Below are 14,689 nucleotides of genomic sequence, written 5' to 3' on the forward strand. Positions count from 1 at the left end.
CGCGCACGGTTACGGACTCACGGTGGGCGCGCCCGCTAAACGGCCGGGGGCGGACTCCGGCCGGTATTCAGGAGGATTAACGATAACCAGCTGCGCCCGCACTCGCCAGCACTGCGTGCAGCAACACATTGGCGCCGGCTTCAGCCCACTGCGGCGTAATGGCCTCGCCCTCGTTATGACTCAAGCCGTCCACGCAGGGAATGAACACCATCCCGGTAGGTGCGACGCGCGCCACGTAGCAGGCATCGTGTCCGGCCCCGGAGACGATATCGGCATGCGGCAAATCGAGCAGTTGGGCCGCCTCGCGCACCGCATTGACGCAGGCCGGATCGAAGGCCACCGGCGCATAGTCGAAGATCTGTTCGATGCGCGCTTCGAGGCCGGTGCGCGTGGCGATATCGGCAAGCGCCTCACGCAAACTGGCGTCCATCGAATCGAGCACGGACGCCTCAGGATGCCGGCATTCAATCGTGAAGAAACATTCGCCCGGCACCGTGTTGCGCGAATTCGGCCGCGCGTTGATCATCCCGACGGTGGCCCGTCCATGAGGCGAATGACGGCGTCCTAACGAGTCGATGAATTCGATCATGCGGGCTGCGCCAACCAGCGCATCGTGCCGCAACTCCATGGGCGTGGTCCCCGCATGCGCGTCGACGCCCGTGAGCGTCACTTCATACCAGCGCTGTCCCTGCCCCGCTGTGACGACGCCAATCGTATGACCGCCGCGCTCGAGAATGGCCCCTTGTTCGATGTGCAATTCGAATGCCGCGTGAACCGGATAACCGCCAACTGGCTCGGTTCCAGCGTAACCGATCTGACGCAAGGCCTCGCCGATGGTGGTGCCGTCCGTCGCGGTGCGCGACAATCCGTACTCCAAAGGATAAACCCCCGCGAAGACACCCGAAGCGATCATCGCCGGCGCGAAGCGCGAGCCTTCTTCGTTGGTCCACACCACGATATCGATCGGCCGCTCGGTTTCGATCTGTGCGTCGTTCAGCGCACGTACGATTTCGAGCGCGCCGAGCACGCCATAAATGCCGTCATAGCGTCCACCCGTGGGTTGCGAATCGGCATGCGAGCCGGTCAGGATCGGCGCCGCATCCGCCCGTTTGCCGGCGCGACGGGCGAAGATATTGCCCATCTGGTCCACACGCACCGCGCATCCGGCCTCCTGCGTCCACTGCACGAACAGATCCCGCCCATCCTTGTCGATTTCGCTCAAGGCGAGGCGGCACACGCCGCCTTTTGCGGTTGCACCGATCTGCGCCATGCGTTCGAGCGAGGCCCACAACCGTTCGCCGTCGACGCGCAGCGCCGCTTCCCTACCCGTGAACCGGTCAGTCATGGCGTGCTCCGGGTTCACCCGTGCGGGACGCAGTAGCGCCTTCGCGCAGCCGGTAACGGAAGTCGCAATGGGTGGCGCCCTGCATGATCGTGCCGGTCCGCGTCAACTGGATGCGCGGGTCGTAACCGTCGATGAAATAGCTGTCGCGCGCACAACTCAACAGATGACCGATCTCGCCGAGACCCATGGCGTGATACATCTCGGCGTAACTGCAGCGGTGCACATCGTAATCGTAGCGCTGATCGTCGGCCGCCTGCACCTGCACGTCGAGCGCATCGTCCTTCTCCCACAGCACCTGCAAGGCGACGAACGACGCCACGCTGGTACCGTTGGGCTCCTGGGCCGCAAAGTGCTGGCCCGCTTCGATGGCCGCGCCGCGGATGGCTTCGGCGATCACCGCCTGCGCCTTGTCCGTGCCGAAATCGCGTTTGAGGATCTCGTAGATCGGTTTGATGATTTCCGCCTCGATGCGCCGCCGGGCCAGGATGCCCATGCGTTCATCGGCATCCTCGCGGGGTTGTGACGATTCGTTTGTCATGACAAAACCTCCTTTACCGGGCTGCCGTCTGCGATGTGTTGCCACCCAGCACGTCGACGACCGCCCACTTGCCGTCTTTGACCTCGTAGATCGTGTACGCCGGGTCCTTCAGGTTGCCTTCCTGATCGAACGCGATCGTGCCCGTTACGCCCTGCCGGTTGATGGTATGCAGCGCCGCGACCAGTTTCGCATGATCAGTCGAGCCGGTTTGCTCAGCCGCTGCAATCAGGGTTGCGGCTGCGTCATAGGCGAACGGCGCGTGCAGTTCGATCGGCGCGTGGTAGCGGGCGCGGTATTGCGCATCGAAGGCCTTGCCGCCGGGCATCAGGTCGACCGGACGGCCCGGTTCGAGCGCGGTCACGCCTTCACCTTCCGGCCCGGCCAGCTTCAGGAACGTCTGGCTGACGAAGCCACCCGCGCCCAGCAGCGTCGCGTTGATCTGCAGTTGACGCATGCGGCGCGCGAGCGGCGCTGCCTGTGCATCGATACCCCCGAAGAACACCAGATCCGCGTGTTTGGCCTTGATGGTGGTGAGCACGCCGCTAAAGTCCGTGGTCTTGTCGTCCACGTACTCGTGATCGATGACGGTACCGCCATTGCTTTGCACGCCTTTGATGAACTGCGTGGCGAGCCCGGCGCCGAACGACGTGCGGTCATCGATCACGACAATATGCTGCGCTTTGAGCGTTTTGACAGCGTAGGCGCCCGTGTAGGCGCCGCTCGCATCGTCGTGACCCATGATACGAAACGCCGTGTTGTAGCCCTGCTCCGTGTATTGATGCCCGGTCGATGCCGGGGCAATCTGCGCAATGCCTGCGCTGTAGTAGACCCGCGAGGCCGGCACGCTGCAACCCGTGTTCCAGTCGCCCACCACGCCGATCACGTGCTGGTCGACCAGCTGTTGCGCGACCGTGACGGCCGTGCGCGGATCGGACTGGTCGTCGACGGCGACGAGCCGGTAGACCACCGGCTTGCCGCCGATCGTCGGATGGGTCTTGTTGGCATCGTCGAGCGCGAGTTGGCCGCCGTTTTGCAGGTCCTTGCCGATACGAGCCGACGGACCTGTGAGCGGCGCAGCCAGCCCGATCAGCACGACCTGTTCATCCTGCGCATGCGCTGCGCCGACCAAGCCTGCTGACGACACCACCGCGAGCGCGGCGAGGAGTGAGATTGAGATTTTTTTCATGTTCGAGGTAGCGTGGGGTTCGAGATGCGGGGATGCGAATGCTTAAACATGAAAAATATTAATGTTTTACCGCTGCCCGCGCCTAATACCGAATTATCCGAAGCATATGCGCCGCCTCGCACATACGCGCAACCCCATGAAAACAAGCGTTTTTATCGTGAATGACGGCCTGTCAATTATTCGATATAATTTGACACATGAAAAATATAGAACAATTGAGCGACGATCCGCCGCTCCGTGCAGTGCGCGCCTTCGAGGCTTTCGCCCGTCATGGCTCCGTGACGGCTGCCGCGGCCGAACTCGACATTACGCCGTCGGCGGTCAGTCATCAGTTGCAATTGCTCGAGACCTTCGTACAAACACCGCTGACGGCGCGTCAGGGGCGCGCGCTCGCGCTCACTGACGAGGGCCGCGATTACTACCGGTCGATCAGTACCGCGTTTTCGGTTCTGCGCAGTGCAACGGGTTTCGTGCGCGACCGCACTTCACTGCGTCAGATCACCATCAGTCTGATTCCGCTGTTCGGCATTGGATGGTTCATTCCGCGCCTGCAAACCTTCTTGTCCGCGAATGACGACGTGGATATCAACGTGCGCTACGCCCATCACCGCAACTACCTGAGCGACGCCGCGGACCTGTCGATCCGCTTCGGCACGGGCGACTGGTCGGGCTATACCAGCACGCGCCTGCTATCGGGTGCGGTCGTGCCGGTTTGCAGCGCGGCGTTTCTGAAGCGCTATGGTCCCTTCAGGCGGCCCGTCGATCTGGCCTCGGTGCCGCTCGTGCATGATGAAGATCGCAGCACGTGGGCAAACTGGCTGCAGCGCGGCGGCGCGCGGCAGGTGACGCGGACCGTGGGTCCGCTGTTCGAGGACGGACAGTTGACGCTCAATGCGGCGCAGGCAGGACTTGGCGCGGCACTGCTCAGGCAGCCGCTGGTGGAGCGGGAACTGGCTTCAGGAGAACTGGTGAAACTGTTCGACCAGGAACTCGACGATGGGCGCGACTACTACCTGTGCCGCCGGACCGATGCCGAGTTGCCCGATGGCGCAGAGCGGCTGGCGAGGTGGCTGCTCGAGACGATCAGGCCGCAGGCGCCCGTGCAGCAGCCGTTGCTGCGTCACAGACTCGGGCGTTAGAACATGCGTTTCAGGGGCTTCGCCGGGACGCAGTCATTCCGTGCCCCGCAATCCGGTTGGTGGGTCCGCCGGGAATAATCCGTCCCCGCCGGAGGTACTGCAAGAAAGACGACACATCCGTGTGGATAGAATCAACGTCGTCAGGACGATCCGGCGTTCCGGCGATCCGGCGATCCGGCGATCGGCCGAGGCACTCATCCCTGACAAAGGAGTCTCCGTGCAAGTCGTTCTGCGGCGCTTACAGCTCGTATCGGGCGTGACCCTGCTGATCTATCTTTTTCTTCATCTGATCAATCACGCGCTCGGCATCTGGTCGCTCGATCTTGCGGGTCGCGGTCTCATGCTCGCCTTGTGGCTCTGGCGTAGCTGGCTCGGCACGATTCTTCTATATGGTGCGGCGGCCCTGCATTTTTCGCTGGCACTGCACACGATCTATGGACGCCGCCACTGGACGCTCTCGGCAACCGAGTGGGTGCGTCTGTGGGCCGGTCTCAGTCTGCCGCTGCTGCTGATCCGCCACGCAGTTGCAACCCGGTTGGCAGGTTCGCTCTATGGCTTCGAGCCGAACTATGAACGCATCGTAGTCCTGCTGATTACGAGCGGTACACAAGGCTTGCAACTCGCGCTGCTGGCGCCGGGTTGGTTGCACGGTTGCCTCGGCTTGTGGCTGCGCTTGCGCCACTATCCGCGCGTCCATCGCGCGAAGCCGGCGCTGCTGGCTGTGCTGGTTGGCATGCCGCTGCTCTCAGCAGCGGGTTTCCTGCGGATGAAGCAAGCCGTTGTCTCCATGCATGTCAGCCTGCCGGCTGTCGATCCAAAACTGGCCGGTCACCTCGCAACGCTCGAGGTGTGGCGCCACAATCTCGTGGCCCTGTATATATCGCTGATCCTCGGCACGCTGGCGGCCGGGCTCTTGCGCAATTGGCTCGAAGCTCGAACGCCGCGTGACCCGGCTGAAAAGGAAGCCTCTGCTTCGGCGTCCGAAAACTGAGCGGCGGCGGGAAGGCGAGAGCCTCCGGGTCGATACACCTACCTCGTTCGAACGCTTACGCGTTTGCCGGCGTTCCACCCACGGCAAGCGGATCCAGATAGTCCTCTGCGTCGATGTCGTAACCGGACGGCTCCCAGCGAATCGCCAGCAATACCAGCAAGGAAGTCAGCGGCGCGACCGCAATCAACCAGAACACCTTGGTTCCCAGCGCGGCCGACAGAACCGGAAACAGAAACAGCGATACCGTCGAAGCGGAACGCACCAGTGTCTGGTTGAAACCCACGCCGATCCCACGAATCGAGGTCGGATAACTGAGCGATGCATAGGTCATCGAATGCGATCCGGGTCCGAAGCCTTGCCCGAAAAGATAGCCGCCCAGCAGCAGGATCGCCAGCACGACCAGCAGACCACTCCCCGGTTTGCCGATCAATGCGAGCCCGATCAGCGACGCGAATTGCAGCGAATGCCCCAGCACGGTCATCTTCCATGCACCGACGCTCGGCGCGGTACGGACGCCGATCAATCCGCCGACAAAGGCAAACACCAGATTCAGCGTGAGCGCAGCGATGATGGTCGTCAGCGGCCCCTGATGGAAGAAACGGGTGATGATCACCGGCAAGCCGAAGATGATCGCGTTATAGCCGAATGAGGATGCCGCGCCGATCGTGGCGGCGAGAATCGTCCGGCTGCGGTAGGTGCGGTTGAACAGCACGCCATAGTTGCGCCATGATGCGGCACGCGGTGCCTTGAGCGGCGCTGCGCTCTTCTCGACCACCGCATCCACGCCATAAGTGCCCTTCAGAATTCGCGCCGCGCCCTCCAGATCACCCTGATTCGCGGCCCACACCGGCGATTCGCTGATATAGCGGCTGCGCACCAGAATGATCACGATGGCGGGCACCGCGCCAAACGCGAGCGTCAGACGCCACAGCCAGCCCAGATGATGTTCGGGCAGGACTGCATACAATCCGAGGATCAGCAGATAACAGGTGCTCGTCGCTGCATACCACGCGGGACACCATGCGGCCACGCTCGCGGCCTTGTTGCCCTTGCCCGCCACGCGCGAAAACTCCGCCAGAAAGGCCATTGCCACGGGCAGATCGAGGCCCACGCCGAAGCCCATCAGAAAGCGCGCCCCACCGAGCACCCAGGCATTCGGCGCCAGACCCGCCGCGATGGCCGCGACCACGAAGAACAGCATGTCGGCCATGAACACGCGATACCGTCCGATCCGATCCGTCAGGTAGCCGCCGAACAGCGCACCGAGAATTGCACCAAACGTGATCGCAGACGAAACGAAGCCCACCTGCACCGGCGAGAGTGAAAACTGGCGCGCGATGTCCTTGATGCCGTACGCGAGCGACGTGAGATCGTAGGCGTCGAGAAAGACCCCGCCCAGTGCGATCGCAATCACGATGCGGGCATTGCTGCCCGTCGCAGCACCCGCGTTGACGATGCGCGAGACATCCTGAGCGGAGCGGATGATGGCTGGCTGGGCGGCACTTTCCGCCTGTGCTGGCGTGTCGACGGCGGTCGACGGAAAAGCAACAGTGGACATGATGTCGGCGTTCGCGCGAGTCGCTGAAGCGTTGCATGGTAGCCATGCGCGCTGTATCGGCAAAACGACGAATTCATATATGCAAATCTGCGCCTGCCGCAGCCCTCTTCTCCGCCCCTGCCATGCACCTCAACCGGGCGTGCTGAACGAAAGCGGCACACGCTGGCCCGTGCGATCCGATTCCACGATCGCATCCATCAGTTCATGCATGCGAAGCGCGTCCGCGAAAGTGGGCGCGAGCGTCGAACCGGTCGCCACATCGCGTGCGTGGGCTACGTACAGGTCCGCCAGTTCGACGACACTCGCTCGGAGTTCACTCGGGGGCACCCATTCATATTCCGGTGGAATGGCCAGCGCTATCAGCGGCTGGCTATCGCCCCGCGCGATCTCGATACGGTTGAATGCGTCGCCAAAGCTGGTGGGGTTCGAAATTTTCAGGTCGCCCTTGCTGCCGGTAATGTCGAGCTGCACGCCGGAATTATTGCGTTTTCCCGCTTCGAGATGCACCGTCAGAACGGCACCATTGGCGAATGTCCCTGCCAGTACGACCTGGTCTGGACTGCTGTGCGGTAGTGCTTCACCGGTTTCTATCAGCGTGACTTCCTTGAACTGATTCACCGTCAGCGCCGACAGGCTCTGAGGAAAGCCAACCATCGTCGTGAACAGCGCGTCCAGGAAGTGCCCGCCGTAGATCGACAGCAGGCTGGAGAAATTCTCTTCGGGAATCGTGTAGTACAGCGAAGCAGGCCGTTCCTTCTGGAAATACTGAACACTCACGTGCAGCCGCACCGAGCGTATTTCGCCAATTTCGCCGCGTTCAAGCAAATCTCGCACATAACGGTAGCCCGGATTGAGACGCCGTTGCAGACCTACGAGGGTGCGCACGCCAGCCGTGTCGGCCAACTCGAGCAGTTCTCTGGACAAAGCCGTGCTCGGCGTAAGAGGCCATTCGCAGTAGACGTCTTTCCCGGCGAGAATGGCCGCGCGGATGCCCTCTTCGTGCTGGAACGCGGGCGTCAGGACGAGCACGAGATCGACTTCGGGATGCGATACCAGTTCCTGCAGCGAGCTTGCGGCGTATTTGAATCCGTGGCGCGCAACCAGCGAGGCTGCCTTGTCGGCGTTACGGCTGTAGACCGCCGTCAATTCATACTCCGGCAGCAGCTTGAGCGAAGGCAGGTGCCCATATTCCGACCAATGGCCCAGCCCGACGACGCCCACCCGGATTTTGGCCGGGCCTGTTGCTCGACTGACGATGTTGTTCACGAGAACTCTCCCATTCGGAGCTGCGCAGAGGCTCTGCGTAGCGACGCACGAATCGTAGAGCGCGGCTGCCTGAAGATAAATGGGCTGCGATTCCGATCATTCCGGACATTCCAGTCCGATTTCGCTCTGAAGGGGCGACGCGCTGACGCTAGCCGTCGCAGCACTGCGAGAAGGCTATTAAGGACATCTCTGTCCGATATATTCGGAACCTTAGCCTGTTTTTCTTATCCCGGTCCGCCCATACACTGCTCCTCAAGGTCGAAAGGCCGCTGCTGATGGAACGTCGGCAGCCACTCAATCGCGAGGAATTCATGTCCAAACTTCATTCGGCAGTCAAAGTCGGTCCTTACCAATTCGCCCACCGCGTGGTGCTGGCACCGCTGACCCGCATGCGTGCCGAAGCCGGCGCCAAGCCAGGTCCTCTGATGGCCGAGTACTACGCACAACGTGCCTCGAAAGACGGCTTGCTCATCAGCGAAGCCACCATCGCCGCGCCCAACGGCAACGGCTACCTGGGCGCGCCCGGCCTCTACGACGATAGTCAGATTGCCGGCTGGAGACAGGTGACGAGCGCCGTGCACGCCAAGGGTGGCCGCATCTTCCTGCAGCTCTACCATGCCGGCCGTCAATCCAACAGCCAGTTGCAACCCGGCGGCGCCCAGCCGGTCGCGCCGTCCGCCGTGCTGCACGGCGGCGTTGCGTATACCGAAGCGGGCTGGATTCCAAATACGCCTAGCCGCGCGCTGACCGTTGCCGAAATCACTGAACTCGTCGAAAGCTTCCGGACTGCCGCCGTTCGCGGCAAGGAAGCCGGCTTCGACGGCGTTGAATTGCACGCCGCCAATGGCTACCTGTTCGATCAATTCCTTCAGGACGGCAGCAACAAGCGCACCGACATCTACGGCGGTTCGTTCGAAAACCGTGCCCGTTTCCTGATGGAAGCCACCCAGGCCGTCATTTCGGTGTGGGGCAGCGACCGCGTGGCCGTGCGCCTTGGCCCGAGCGGCACCTGGGGCGACATGTCCGACAGCGACCCGGAAGGCCTCTTCACGTATGTCGCCGAGCAACTGGCCGAACTGAAGCTGGCCTACCTGCATCTGATCGAGCCGCGTGTGCTGGGCAATGTGGATGACGAGAACAAGGATCAGAACCCGGTCGCCGCACAACTGATCCGCAAGCACTACAAAGGAACGCTCATCGCCGCCGGCGGCTTCAAGGGCCATTCGGCCGAAGCCATCCTGCAGGCGGGCGATGCGGATCTGGTCGCGTTTGGCCGCGACTTCATCGCCAATCCGGATCTGCCCGAGCGTCTGCGCCTGCAGTTGCCGCTGAATCCGTATGACCGCCCGAGCTTCTTCGGCGGCACCGACGTGGGCTATACCGACTACCCGGTGTACAGCGCCGACACGGTGGCAGCGTAAGCGGGGTACGTATCCCGGCTTTCGCCCCGTCGCCGCGCCAATCTCACTCGACACTCAGCAGGCATCACGATGAACCCGCTCTTTTCGCCGCTTCAACTCGGCCCTTACACATTGGATCACCGCGTGGTGCATGCACCCACCACGCGTCTTCGCGCCAATCCGGACGATAGCCCCAGCGACCTGATGCTGGAGTATTACAGCCAGCGCGCATCCGCTGGTGGCCTGATCATCACGGAATCGACCCACGTGTCATACGACAGCCGGGGCTACCTCGGCGCGCCGGGCATCTATGAAGACTCGCACATTCCGGGCTGGAAAAAGATTGCAGATGCGGTCCACGCGCAGGGCGGCCACATTTTCATGCAGCTGGGACACGACGGACGCCAGTCGCACGTCGACCTGACTGGCGGACCCGCGCCGATCGCCCCGTCGGAGGTACCGTTCGAAGGTGAAGCATTGACGCACAACGGCTGGGTGCCGGTTTCGATGCACCGCGCGATCGATGTTGCCGAGATCCAGACTGTTATCGAGTACTACCGAAGAAGCGCCGAGCGCGCGCTCGCGGCCGGTTTCGACGGCGTTGAACTGCACTCTGCCAATGGCTACCTGGCCGACACGTTCCTGCAAGACGGCACCAACAGGCGCACCGATGCATACGGCGGCACGATCGAAAAACGGGCGCGTTTTCTGATCGAAGCCGTCACCGCCCTGATATCGGTGTGGGGAGCAAATCGCGTAGGCGTGCGCTTGTCGCCAAGCGGACAGTGGGGCTCGATCTCCGACTCGAATCCCGAGGCGACCTTCACGTATGCGGCGGAGCAATTGAACCGGCTCGGCATCGCCTATCTGCACGTCATCGAGCCAAGGGTCAAAGGCGTCGAAACGCTCGACGAACATCAGAAGCCGGTGGCGTCGGCTCTGCTGCGGAAGGTCTTCGACGGGCCGATCATCGCCGCTGGCGGCTTCAACGGCGATGGCGCGGAAGAAATCCTGCGCAAGGGAGATGCTGACCTCGTCGCATTCGGCCGCTACTTCACGTCCAACCCCGATCTGCCACACCGCCTTCAGCAGCGGTTGCCCCTGACCCAATACGACCGTTCGACATTCTGGGGCGGCACGCATGTCGGCTACACCGACTATCCCGCCTATCAGGATCAGGCAATCAGGCGCTCTGCGTAATGGCCCCACAGGCACTCAGCCTGCCCGGCCTGAGTGATCGCACACGCAAAAGGATGCACGCTCTTCAATCCCCCCGGAGAGCGTGCACGTGCGCCTATACGATGTCCGCCGTCTGACGCCGAAAACTCGCCGCCGTGTGCCGTGCGGGCAACCGGTCACCCTCGCCGAACAACTTCTTTCTTAAGGTGCCCTCAGCATAGGCGGTTTTGTATAGCCCACGGTTCTGCAGTTCCGGCACGACCAGGTCGATGAAATCCTCGTAACTCTCGGGCGCGACCGTGCGGCTGAGATTGAAGCCGTCCACACCGGTTTCCTCGACCCACGCCTGCAGTTCATCCGCCACCTGGGCGGCCGTGCCCACGATGGCCGGATAACGGCCGCCCAGCTCGAACATCTCGAGCAGCTTGCGACGAGTCCAGCCGTGCTGTTTCGCCGTACGCGTAGCCGATTCGATGGCGTTGGTGGGCGCATAGTCGACCGGCGCATCGAGGTCGTATTGCGCATAGTCGATGCCGGTGCTGGCAGCGAAATGCGCGAGCCCTGCTTCGCGGCTCGCATAACGCAGATAATCCGCGTACTTCTCACGTGCCTCGTGTTCGGTCGCGCCGGTTACAACCGCCGCGCCGACGAATACCTTGACGTCGTCCGCTCGCCGGCCGGCCTGAACCAGTTGTTCGCGCAACGTTCGCACCGTTTCGCGGCCAACCGCGCGGTTCGGCGGCGAGATGAACACGCACTCGGCGTGGCGCGCGGCAAATTGCTGTCCACGTCCGGAACTGCCTGCCTGGAACAGCACCGGCGTGCGTTGCGGAGACGGCTCGGCGAGGTGATGGCCCTCGACGTTGTAGTAGCGCCCTGCATGCTTCACCGCATGCACTTTGGCCGGATCCGCATACACGCGGCCCAGTTTGTCGCGCAGCACCGCGCCCTCTTCCCAGCTGCCTTCCCAGAGCTTGTAAAGGATGTCGAGATACTCGTCCGCGCGTTCGTAGCGTTCGTCATGCGGTAGTTGTTCGTTCAGTCCCATCGCCCGCGCTGCGCTATCCAGATAGCCGGTGACGATGTTCCAGCCAATGCGTCCTTGCGTCAGATGATCGAGCGTCGAGAAGCGGCGTGCCAGCAGATAAGGCTGTTCGTACGTGAGGTTGACGGTGACGCCGAAGCCGAGGTGCTCGGTGACGGCGGCCATCGCCGATATCAGCAGCGTGGGATCGTTGACCGGCAACTGGATCGACTCGCGCAACGTGACGTCCACGTTGTGCTGATAAACGTCGTAGACGCCCACGATGTCGGCCAGAAACAGGCCGTCGAACAAGCCGCGCTCCAGCGTGCGCGCGAGATTGGTCCAGTACGGCAGCAGGCGATAGTCCGTGGAGCGATCGCGCGGATGCGTCCACAAGCCATGGTTGATATGACCCACGCAGTTCATGTTGAACGCGTTGAGCAAAATCTGTTTCTTCGCCATCACAAGGCTCCGTGCCGCGGCGGCAGCTTGTCGTTGAGATAGAAGTTACCCACCGCATGATACTTCCAGCGCACCGGGTCATGCAGCGTATGCGTGCGCGCGTTGCGCCAGAAACGATCGAGCCCCAGGCCGTCGAGTGTGGCCGCCGTGCCGGCGAGTTCGAACAGGCGCGAACCTGCATCCAGCGACACGGTGGTGGTCAGCGCCCGCGCCTCGGCCACCGCCACGGAAGCCTCCGCCACCGAGCGATCCGTTGGATGTCCCTGCGCCGTGTCGACGAAGCGTCCCGCGCGACGCAGTAACGCTTCCGCTGCGCGCAGGCGCACCGCGAGGTCGCCGAACTGCGCGATGGTGAGCGGGTCGTCCGCTGCGCGTTCGACCCTGGCATCGATCCACGGACGCGAACGCTCGCGCACGAACTGCAAGGCAGCGTCGAAAGCGCCCCGCGCCTGACCCAGATCGATCGCCGCGTGCATGATCTGCGCGACCGGTCCGATCGTGGTCGCATGTTCGAACGATACCTGGAACGGCACGACCCATTCGGGCTCGACACGCACCTGTTCGAACTGCACCGAGCCGCTTCCGGTAACACGTTGACCGAAGCCGTCCCAGTCGTCAGTGACCGTCACGCCCGGCGTATCGCGCGGAATGAAGACAAGGTAGGTGACCTCGCGTCCGTCGTCGTCCGCGACCACCAGGGTGGGAATCCAGTGCGCGTAGAGCGCGCCGGTGCAATAGAACTTGCGGCCCTCGACATGCCAGCCGTTTGCATCGCGCGTCAGCCGCGTACGGCGTTTGAAATCCTTGTGGCCGATTTCGGCGAGCGCATTGCCGAAGCGCTCGCCCGCCAGCACACGTTGGTAGAAAAAACGCTGTTGTTCGACACTCCCGCCGACGCGCAGCACTTCCAGCGCGTAGAAATGATTTTGCGGAATCTGACCGAGCGAGCCATCGGCCGCCGCGATCAGTGTCGTCACTTCGGCGAGCGTGCCATTGCGCACGCCTGCACCGCCGAATTCGCGCGGCACGGTGATGCCCCACAGGCCGCTCGCGACGAACGCGTCGAGTTCGGCCCACGGCAAGCGTCGTTCGCGATCGCGCAGCGCCGCTTCCGGCGCGAAGGTCGCTGCAAGGCGCTGCGCCGTCAGCAGCGCGTGCGCGTCGTCGGTAATCAGGTCGGGCCCGCGCGATGCGTGCAGTTCAGGAGGCAGCGCGTTCGCCGCCGCGTTGTCGCGGGTTGCTACGGAAAGATCGAAAGTCATGGGTCAATTCCACGAATGCCGCGCGGGTAGCACGTGATTCAGGTGGTAGTTGCCAAGCAGATGCAACTTCCAGCGAACCGGGTCGTGCAGCGTATGCGTGCGTGCGTTGCGCCAATGGCGATCGAGGTTATGCGCTGCGCGGGTGGCAGCGGAACCCGCCAGTTCGAACAGCTTTTCGCTGGCTTCCAGTGCGATGCGGGTGGTCAGGATCTTCGCCTCGGCCACCGCAACGGAGGCACGTGCGCTCGCTGCCGCGTCGATTGACGGCGCGGCAGCGAGGCTGTCGAGCGTATGTCCGGCCTCCTGCAACACCTCATGCGCAGCATGCAGTTCGATCTGCAAGCGGCCGACGTCGGCGATGATGTAAGGGTCGTCAGTCGCGTGCTCGAGACCGGAATCGACCCACGGCCGCGCACGTTCGCGGACAAAGACCAGCGTGTCGGCAAGCGCCGCTTGCGCGATGCCCTGATCGATGGCTGCCTGAATCAGTTGCGAGGTTGGGCCGAACAGGCCTGGACGATCGGCGAGTTGCCAGATCGGCAATACGTCCTGCGGGTCGACCGGCACCTGTTCGAAGGTCACCGTGCCGCTTGCGGTCGTACGTTGACCGAACGAACTCCAGTCGTCGACAACCTGCAGTCCCGGTGCGGCGCGCGGCACCCAGACCTGTACCGCGCGGCCTTCGTCGTCGGTTGCGCGCGTGGGAACCCGATGCGCGAATAGCGCGCCAGTCGAATAGAAACGCTGGCCGTCGAGGCGCAATCCGTCTGGCGTCGCGCTGAGCCGCGTCGTCCCCTGCAGAATGGTGTTGACGTTCGCGGAGCGCCGCTCCGGACCGGCATTGCCCAGCCGCTGACCGGCGAGGACTTCGCCGTAGAGGCGAGCTTTTTGATCAGGTGTGCCAATCTCGCGCAAGACGCCCAGGACGCCGAAATGGTTCTGCGGAATCTGCCCCAAAGCCGGATCGGCAGCGCAGAGAATGACGAAGACTTCTGCCAGCGTGACATACGAAACATCGGCGCCGCCGTATTCGTGCGGCACCGTGATCGCGCCGAGACCACTTTCCGACCAGAGATCCAGTTCGGCCCAGGGCAGCAGGCGTTGGCGGTCGCGTTCGGCGGCGCCTGCCGCGAACTGTTCCGCAAGTGCGTGAGCCGCTGCGATCGCTTCTGCATCATCGGCGATGCGGCGCACACGGGCTGGGTCGGGACGCCTCGGCAAAGGCGTCTGGGCAGACGGAGATTCAAGAGTGGACATGTTGATTCGTACCGACAAAGGTGACACCTGTCCGCCCGCAGCGCTGTCTCCTTCGTGACGGAGTCTCGACGAAACAGCGCAC

Annotated in this window: 12 protein-coding genes; 4 read left to right on the forward strand and 8 right to left on the reverse strand. The window is 63.0% G+C overall.

Going from position 1 to position 14,689, the window contains the following annotated elements; translation table 11 throughout:
• Positions 1–76: 76 nt before the first annotated feature.
• The 3 genes from P3T43_RS12515 to P3T43_RS12525 are packed head-to-tail and all read right to left on the reverse strand — an operon-like array spanning position 77 to position 3,069.
• Positions 77–1,345 carry a Zn-dependent hydrolase gene (locus P3T43_RS12515; RefSeq protein ID WP_429281360.1) on the reverse strand — a complete coding sequence of 423 codons (1,269 nt, stop codon included), beginning with the start codon at positions 1,343–1,345 and terminating at the stop codon, positions 77–79.
• Positions 1,338–1,883 (reverse strand): L-2-amino-thiazoline-4-carboxylic acid hydrolase, encoded by a 546-nt coding sequence (locus P3T43_RS12520; RefSeq protein WP_429281361.1) that lies wholly within the window; start codon positions 1,881–1,883, stop codon positions 1,338–1,340. Before P3T43_RS12520 ends, P3T43_RS12515 begins: the two co-directional genes overlap by 8 nt.
• Positions 1,884–1,896: 13 nt before the next feature.
• Complete coding sequence (locus tag P3T43_RS12525) at positions 1,897–3,069, reverse strand: branched-chain amino acid ABC transporter substrate-binding protein (RefSeq protein WP_429281362.1); 1,173 nt, start codon at positions 3,067–3,069, stop codon at positions 1,897–1,899.
• Positions 3,070–3,266: 197 nt separating this feature from the next.
• Here P3T43_RS12525 and P3T43_RS12530 point away from each other — a divergent pair, with 197 nt between their 5' ends.
• Positions 3,267–4,208: a LysR substrate-binding domain-containing protein gene (locus P3T43_RS12530; RefSeq protein ID WP_429281363.1), complete on the forward strand. Its 942-nt coding sequence runs from the start codon at positions 3,267–3,269 to the stop codon at positions 4,206–4,208.
• Positions 4,209–4,425: 217 nt separating this feature from the next.
• The gene (locus tag P3T43_RS12535) at positions 4,426–5,199 is read left to right on the forward strand and encodes a hypothetical protein (RefSeq protein WP_429281364.1); all 774 of its coding nucleotides are present in this window, start codon (positions 4,426–4,428) and stop codon (positions 5,197–5,199) included.
• A gap of 55 nt (positions 5,200–5,254) precedes the next feature.
• Here P3T43_RS12535 and P3T43_RS12540 read toward each other — a convergent pair whose 3' ends face one another.
• Both P3T43_RS12540 and P3T43_RS12545 read right to left on the reverse strand, forming a co-directional pair.
• Positions 5,255–6,757, reverse strand: coding sequence for an MFS transporter (locus P3T43_RS12540; protein WP_429281365.1), 1,503 nt, complete (start codon positions 6,755–6,757; stop codon positions 5,255–5,257).
• 129 nt (positions 6,758–6,886) lie between these two features.
• Positions 6,887–8,023, reverse strand: coding sequence for a Gfo/Idh/MocA family protein (locus P3T43_RS12545; RefSeq protein WP_429281366.1), 1,137 nt, complete (start codon positions 8,021–8,023; stop codon positions 6,887–6,889).
• A 311-nt stretch (positions 8,024–8,334) separates the two neighbouring features.
• On the opposite strand from P3T43_RS12545, the gene P3T43_RS12550 reads away from it, so the two are divergent.
• Both P3T43_RS12550 and P3T43_RS12555 read left to right on the forward strand, forming a co-directional pair.
• Positions 8,335–9,444: an alkene reductase gene (locus tag P3T43_RS12550; protein WP_429281367.1), complete on the forward strand. Its 1,110-nt coding sequence runs from the start codon at positions 8,335–8,337 to the stop codon at positions 9,442–9,444.
• Positions 9,445–9,513: 69 nt separating this feature from the next.
• Complete coding sequence (locus tag P3T43_RS12555; protein ID WP_429281368.1) at positions 9,514–10,623, forward strand: alkene reductase; 1,110 nt, start codon at positions 9,514–9,516, stop codon at positions 10,621–10,623.
• Between the two features lie 94 nt (positions 10,624–10,717).
• Here the strand turns inward: P3T43_RS12555 and P3T43_RS12560 are convergent, their stop codons facing one another.
• Genes P3T43_RS12560 through P3T43_RS12570 form a run of 3 tightly spaced genes read right to left on the reverse strand, consistent with a single transcriptional unit; the run spans position 10,718 to position 14,607 of the window.
• Positions 10,718–12,088, reverse strand: coding sequence for an LLM class flavin-dependent oxidoreductase (locus P3T43_RS12560; RefSeq protein ID WP_429281369.1), 1,371 nt, complete (start codon positions 12,086–12,088; stop codon positions 10,718–10,720).
• Positions 12,088–13,350, reverse strand: a complete 1,263-nt coding sequence (locus tag P3T43_RS12565) for an SfnB family sulfur acquisition oxidoreductase (protein WP_429281370.1) — start codon at positions 13,348–13,350, stop codon at positions 12,088–12,090. The genes P3T43_RS12560 and P3T43_RS12565 overlap by 1 nt, the downstream gene beginning before the upstream one ends.
• Positions 13,351–13,353: 3 nt before the next feature.
• On the reverse strand, positions 13,354–14,607 hold the full coding sequence (locus P3T43_RS12570) for an SfnB family sulfur acquisition oxidoreductase (protein WP_429281371.1): 1,254 nt from the start codon (positions 14,605–14,607) through the stop codon (positions 13,354–13,356).
• Between the last annotated feature and the right edge of the window lie 82 nt (positions 14,608–14,689).

This window comes from Paraburkholderia sp. GAS41 (assembly GCF_050436545.1).
In the GTDB taxonomy this organism is placed as follows: Bacteria; Pseudomonadota; Gammaproteobacteria; order Burkholderiales; family Burkholderiaceae; genus Paraburkholderia.

Bases quoted from the DNA above. Each gene is read 5' to 3' on its own strand.
- P3T43_RS12515 (WP_429281360.1), bottom strand. From the start codon at position 1,345: ATGACTGACCGGTTCACGGGTAGGGAAGCGGCGCTGCGCGTCGACGGC.
- P3T43_RS12520 (WP_429281361.1), bottom strand. From the start codon at position 1,883: ATGACAAACGAATCGTCACAACCCCGCGAGGATGCCGATGAACGCATG.
- P3T43_RS12525 (WP_429281362.1), bottom strand. From the start codon at position 3,069: ATGAAAAAAATCTCAATCTCACTCCTCGCCGCGCTCGCGGTGGTGTCG.
- P3T43_RS12530 (WP_429281363.1), top strand. From the start codon at position 3,267: ATGAAAAATATAGAACAATTGAGCGACGATCCGCCGCTCCGTGCAGTG.
- P3T43_RS12540 (WP_429281365.1), bottom strand. From the start codon at position 6,757: ATGTCCACTGTTGCTTTTCCGTCGACCGCCGTCGACACGCCAGCACAG.
- P3T43_RS12550 (WP_429281367.1), top strand. From the start codon at position 8,335: ATGTCCAAACTTCATTCGGCAGTCAAAGTCGGTCCTTACCAATTCGCC.
- P3T43_RS12555 (WP_429281368.1), top strand. From the start codon at position 9,514: ATGAACCCGCTCTTTTCGCCGCTTCAACTCGGCCCTTACACATTGGAT.
- P3T43_RS12560 (WP_429281369.1), bottom strand. From the start codon at position 12,088: ATGGCGAAGAAACAGATTTTGCTCAACGCGTTCAACATGAACTGCGTG.
- P3T43_RS12565 (WP_429281370.1), bottom strand. From the start codon at position 13,350: ATGACTTTCGATCTTTCCGTAGCAACCCGCGACAACGCGGCGGCGAAC.
- P3T43_RS12570 (WP_429281371.1), bottom strand. From the start codon at position 14,607: ATGTCCACTCTTGAATCTCCGTCTGCCCAGACGCCTTTGCCGAGGCGT.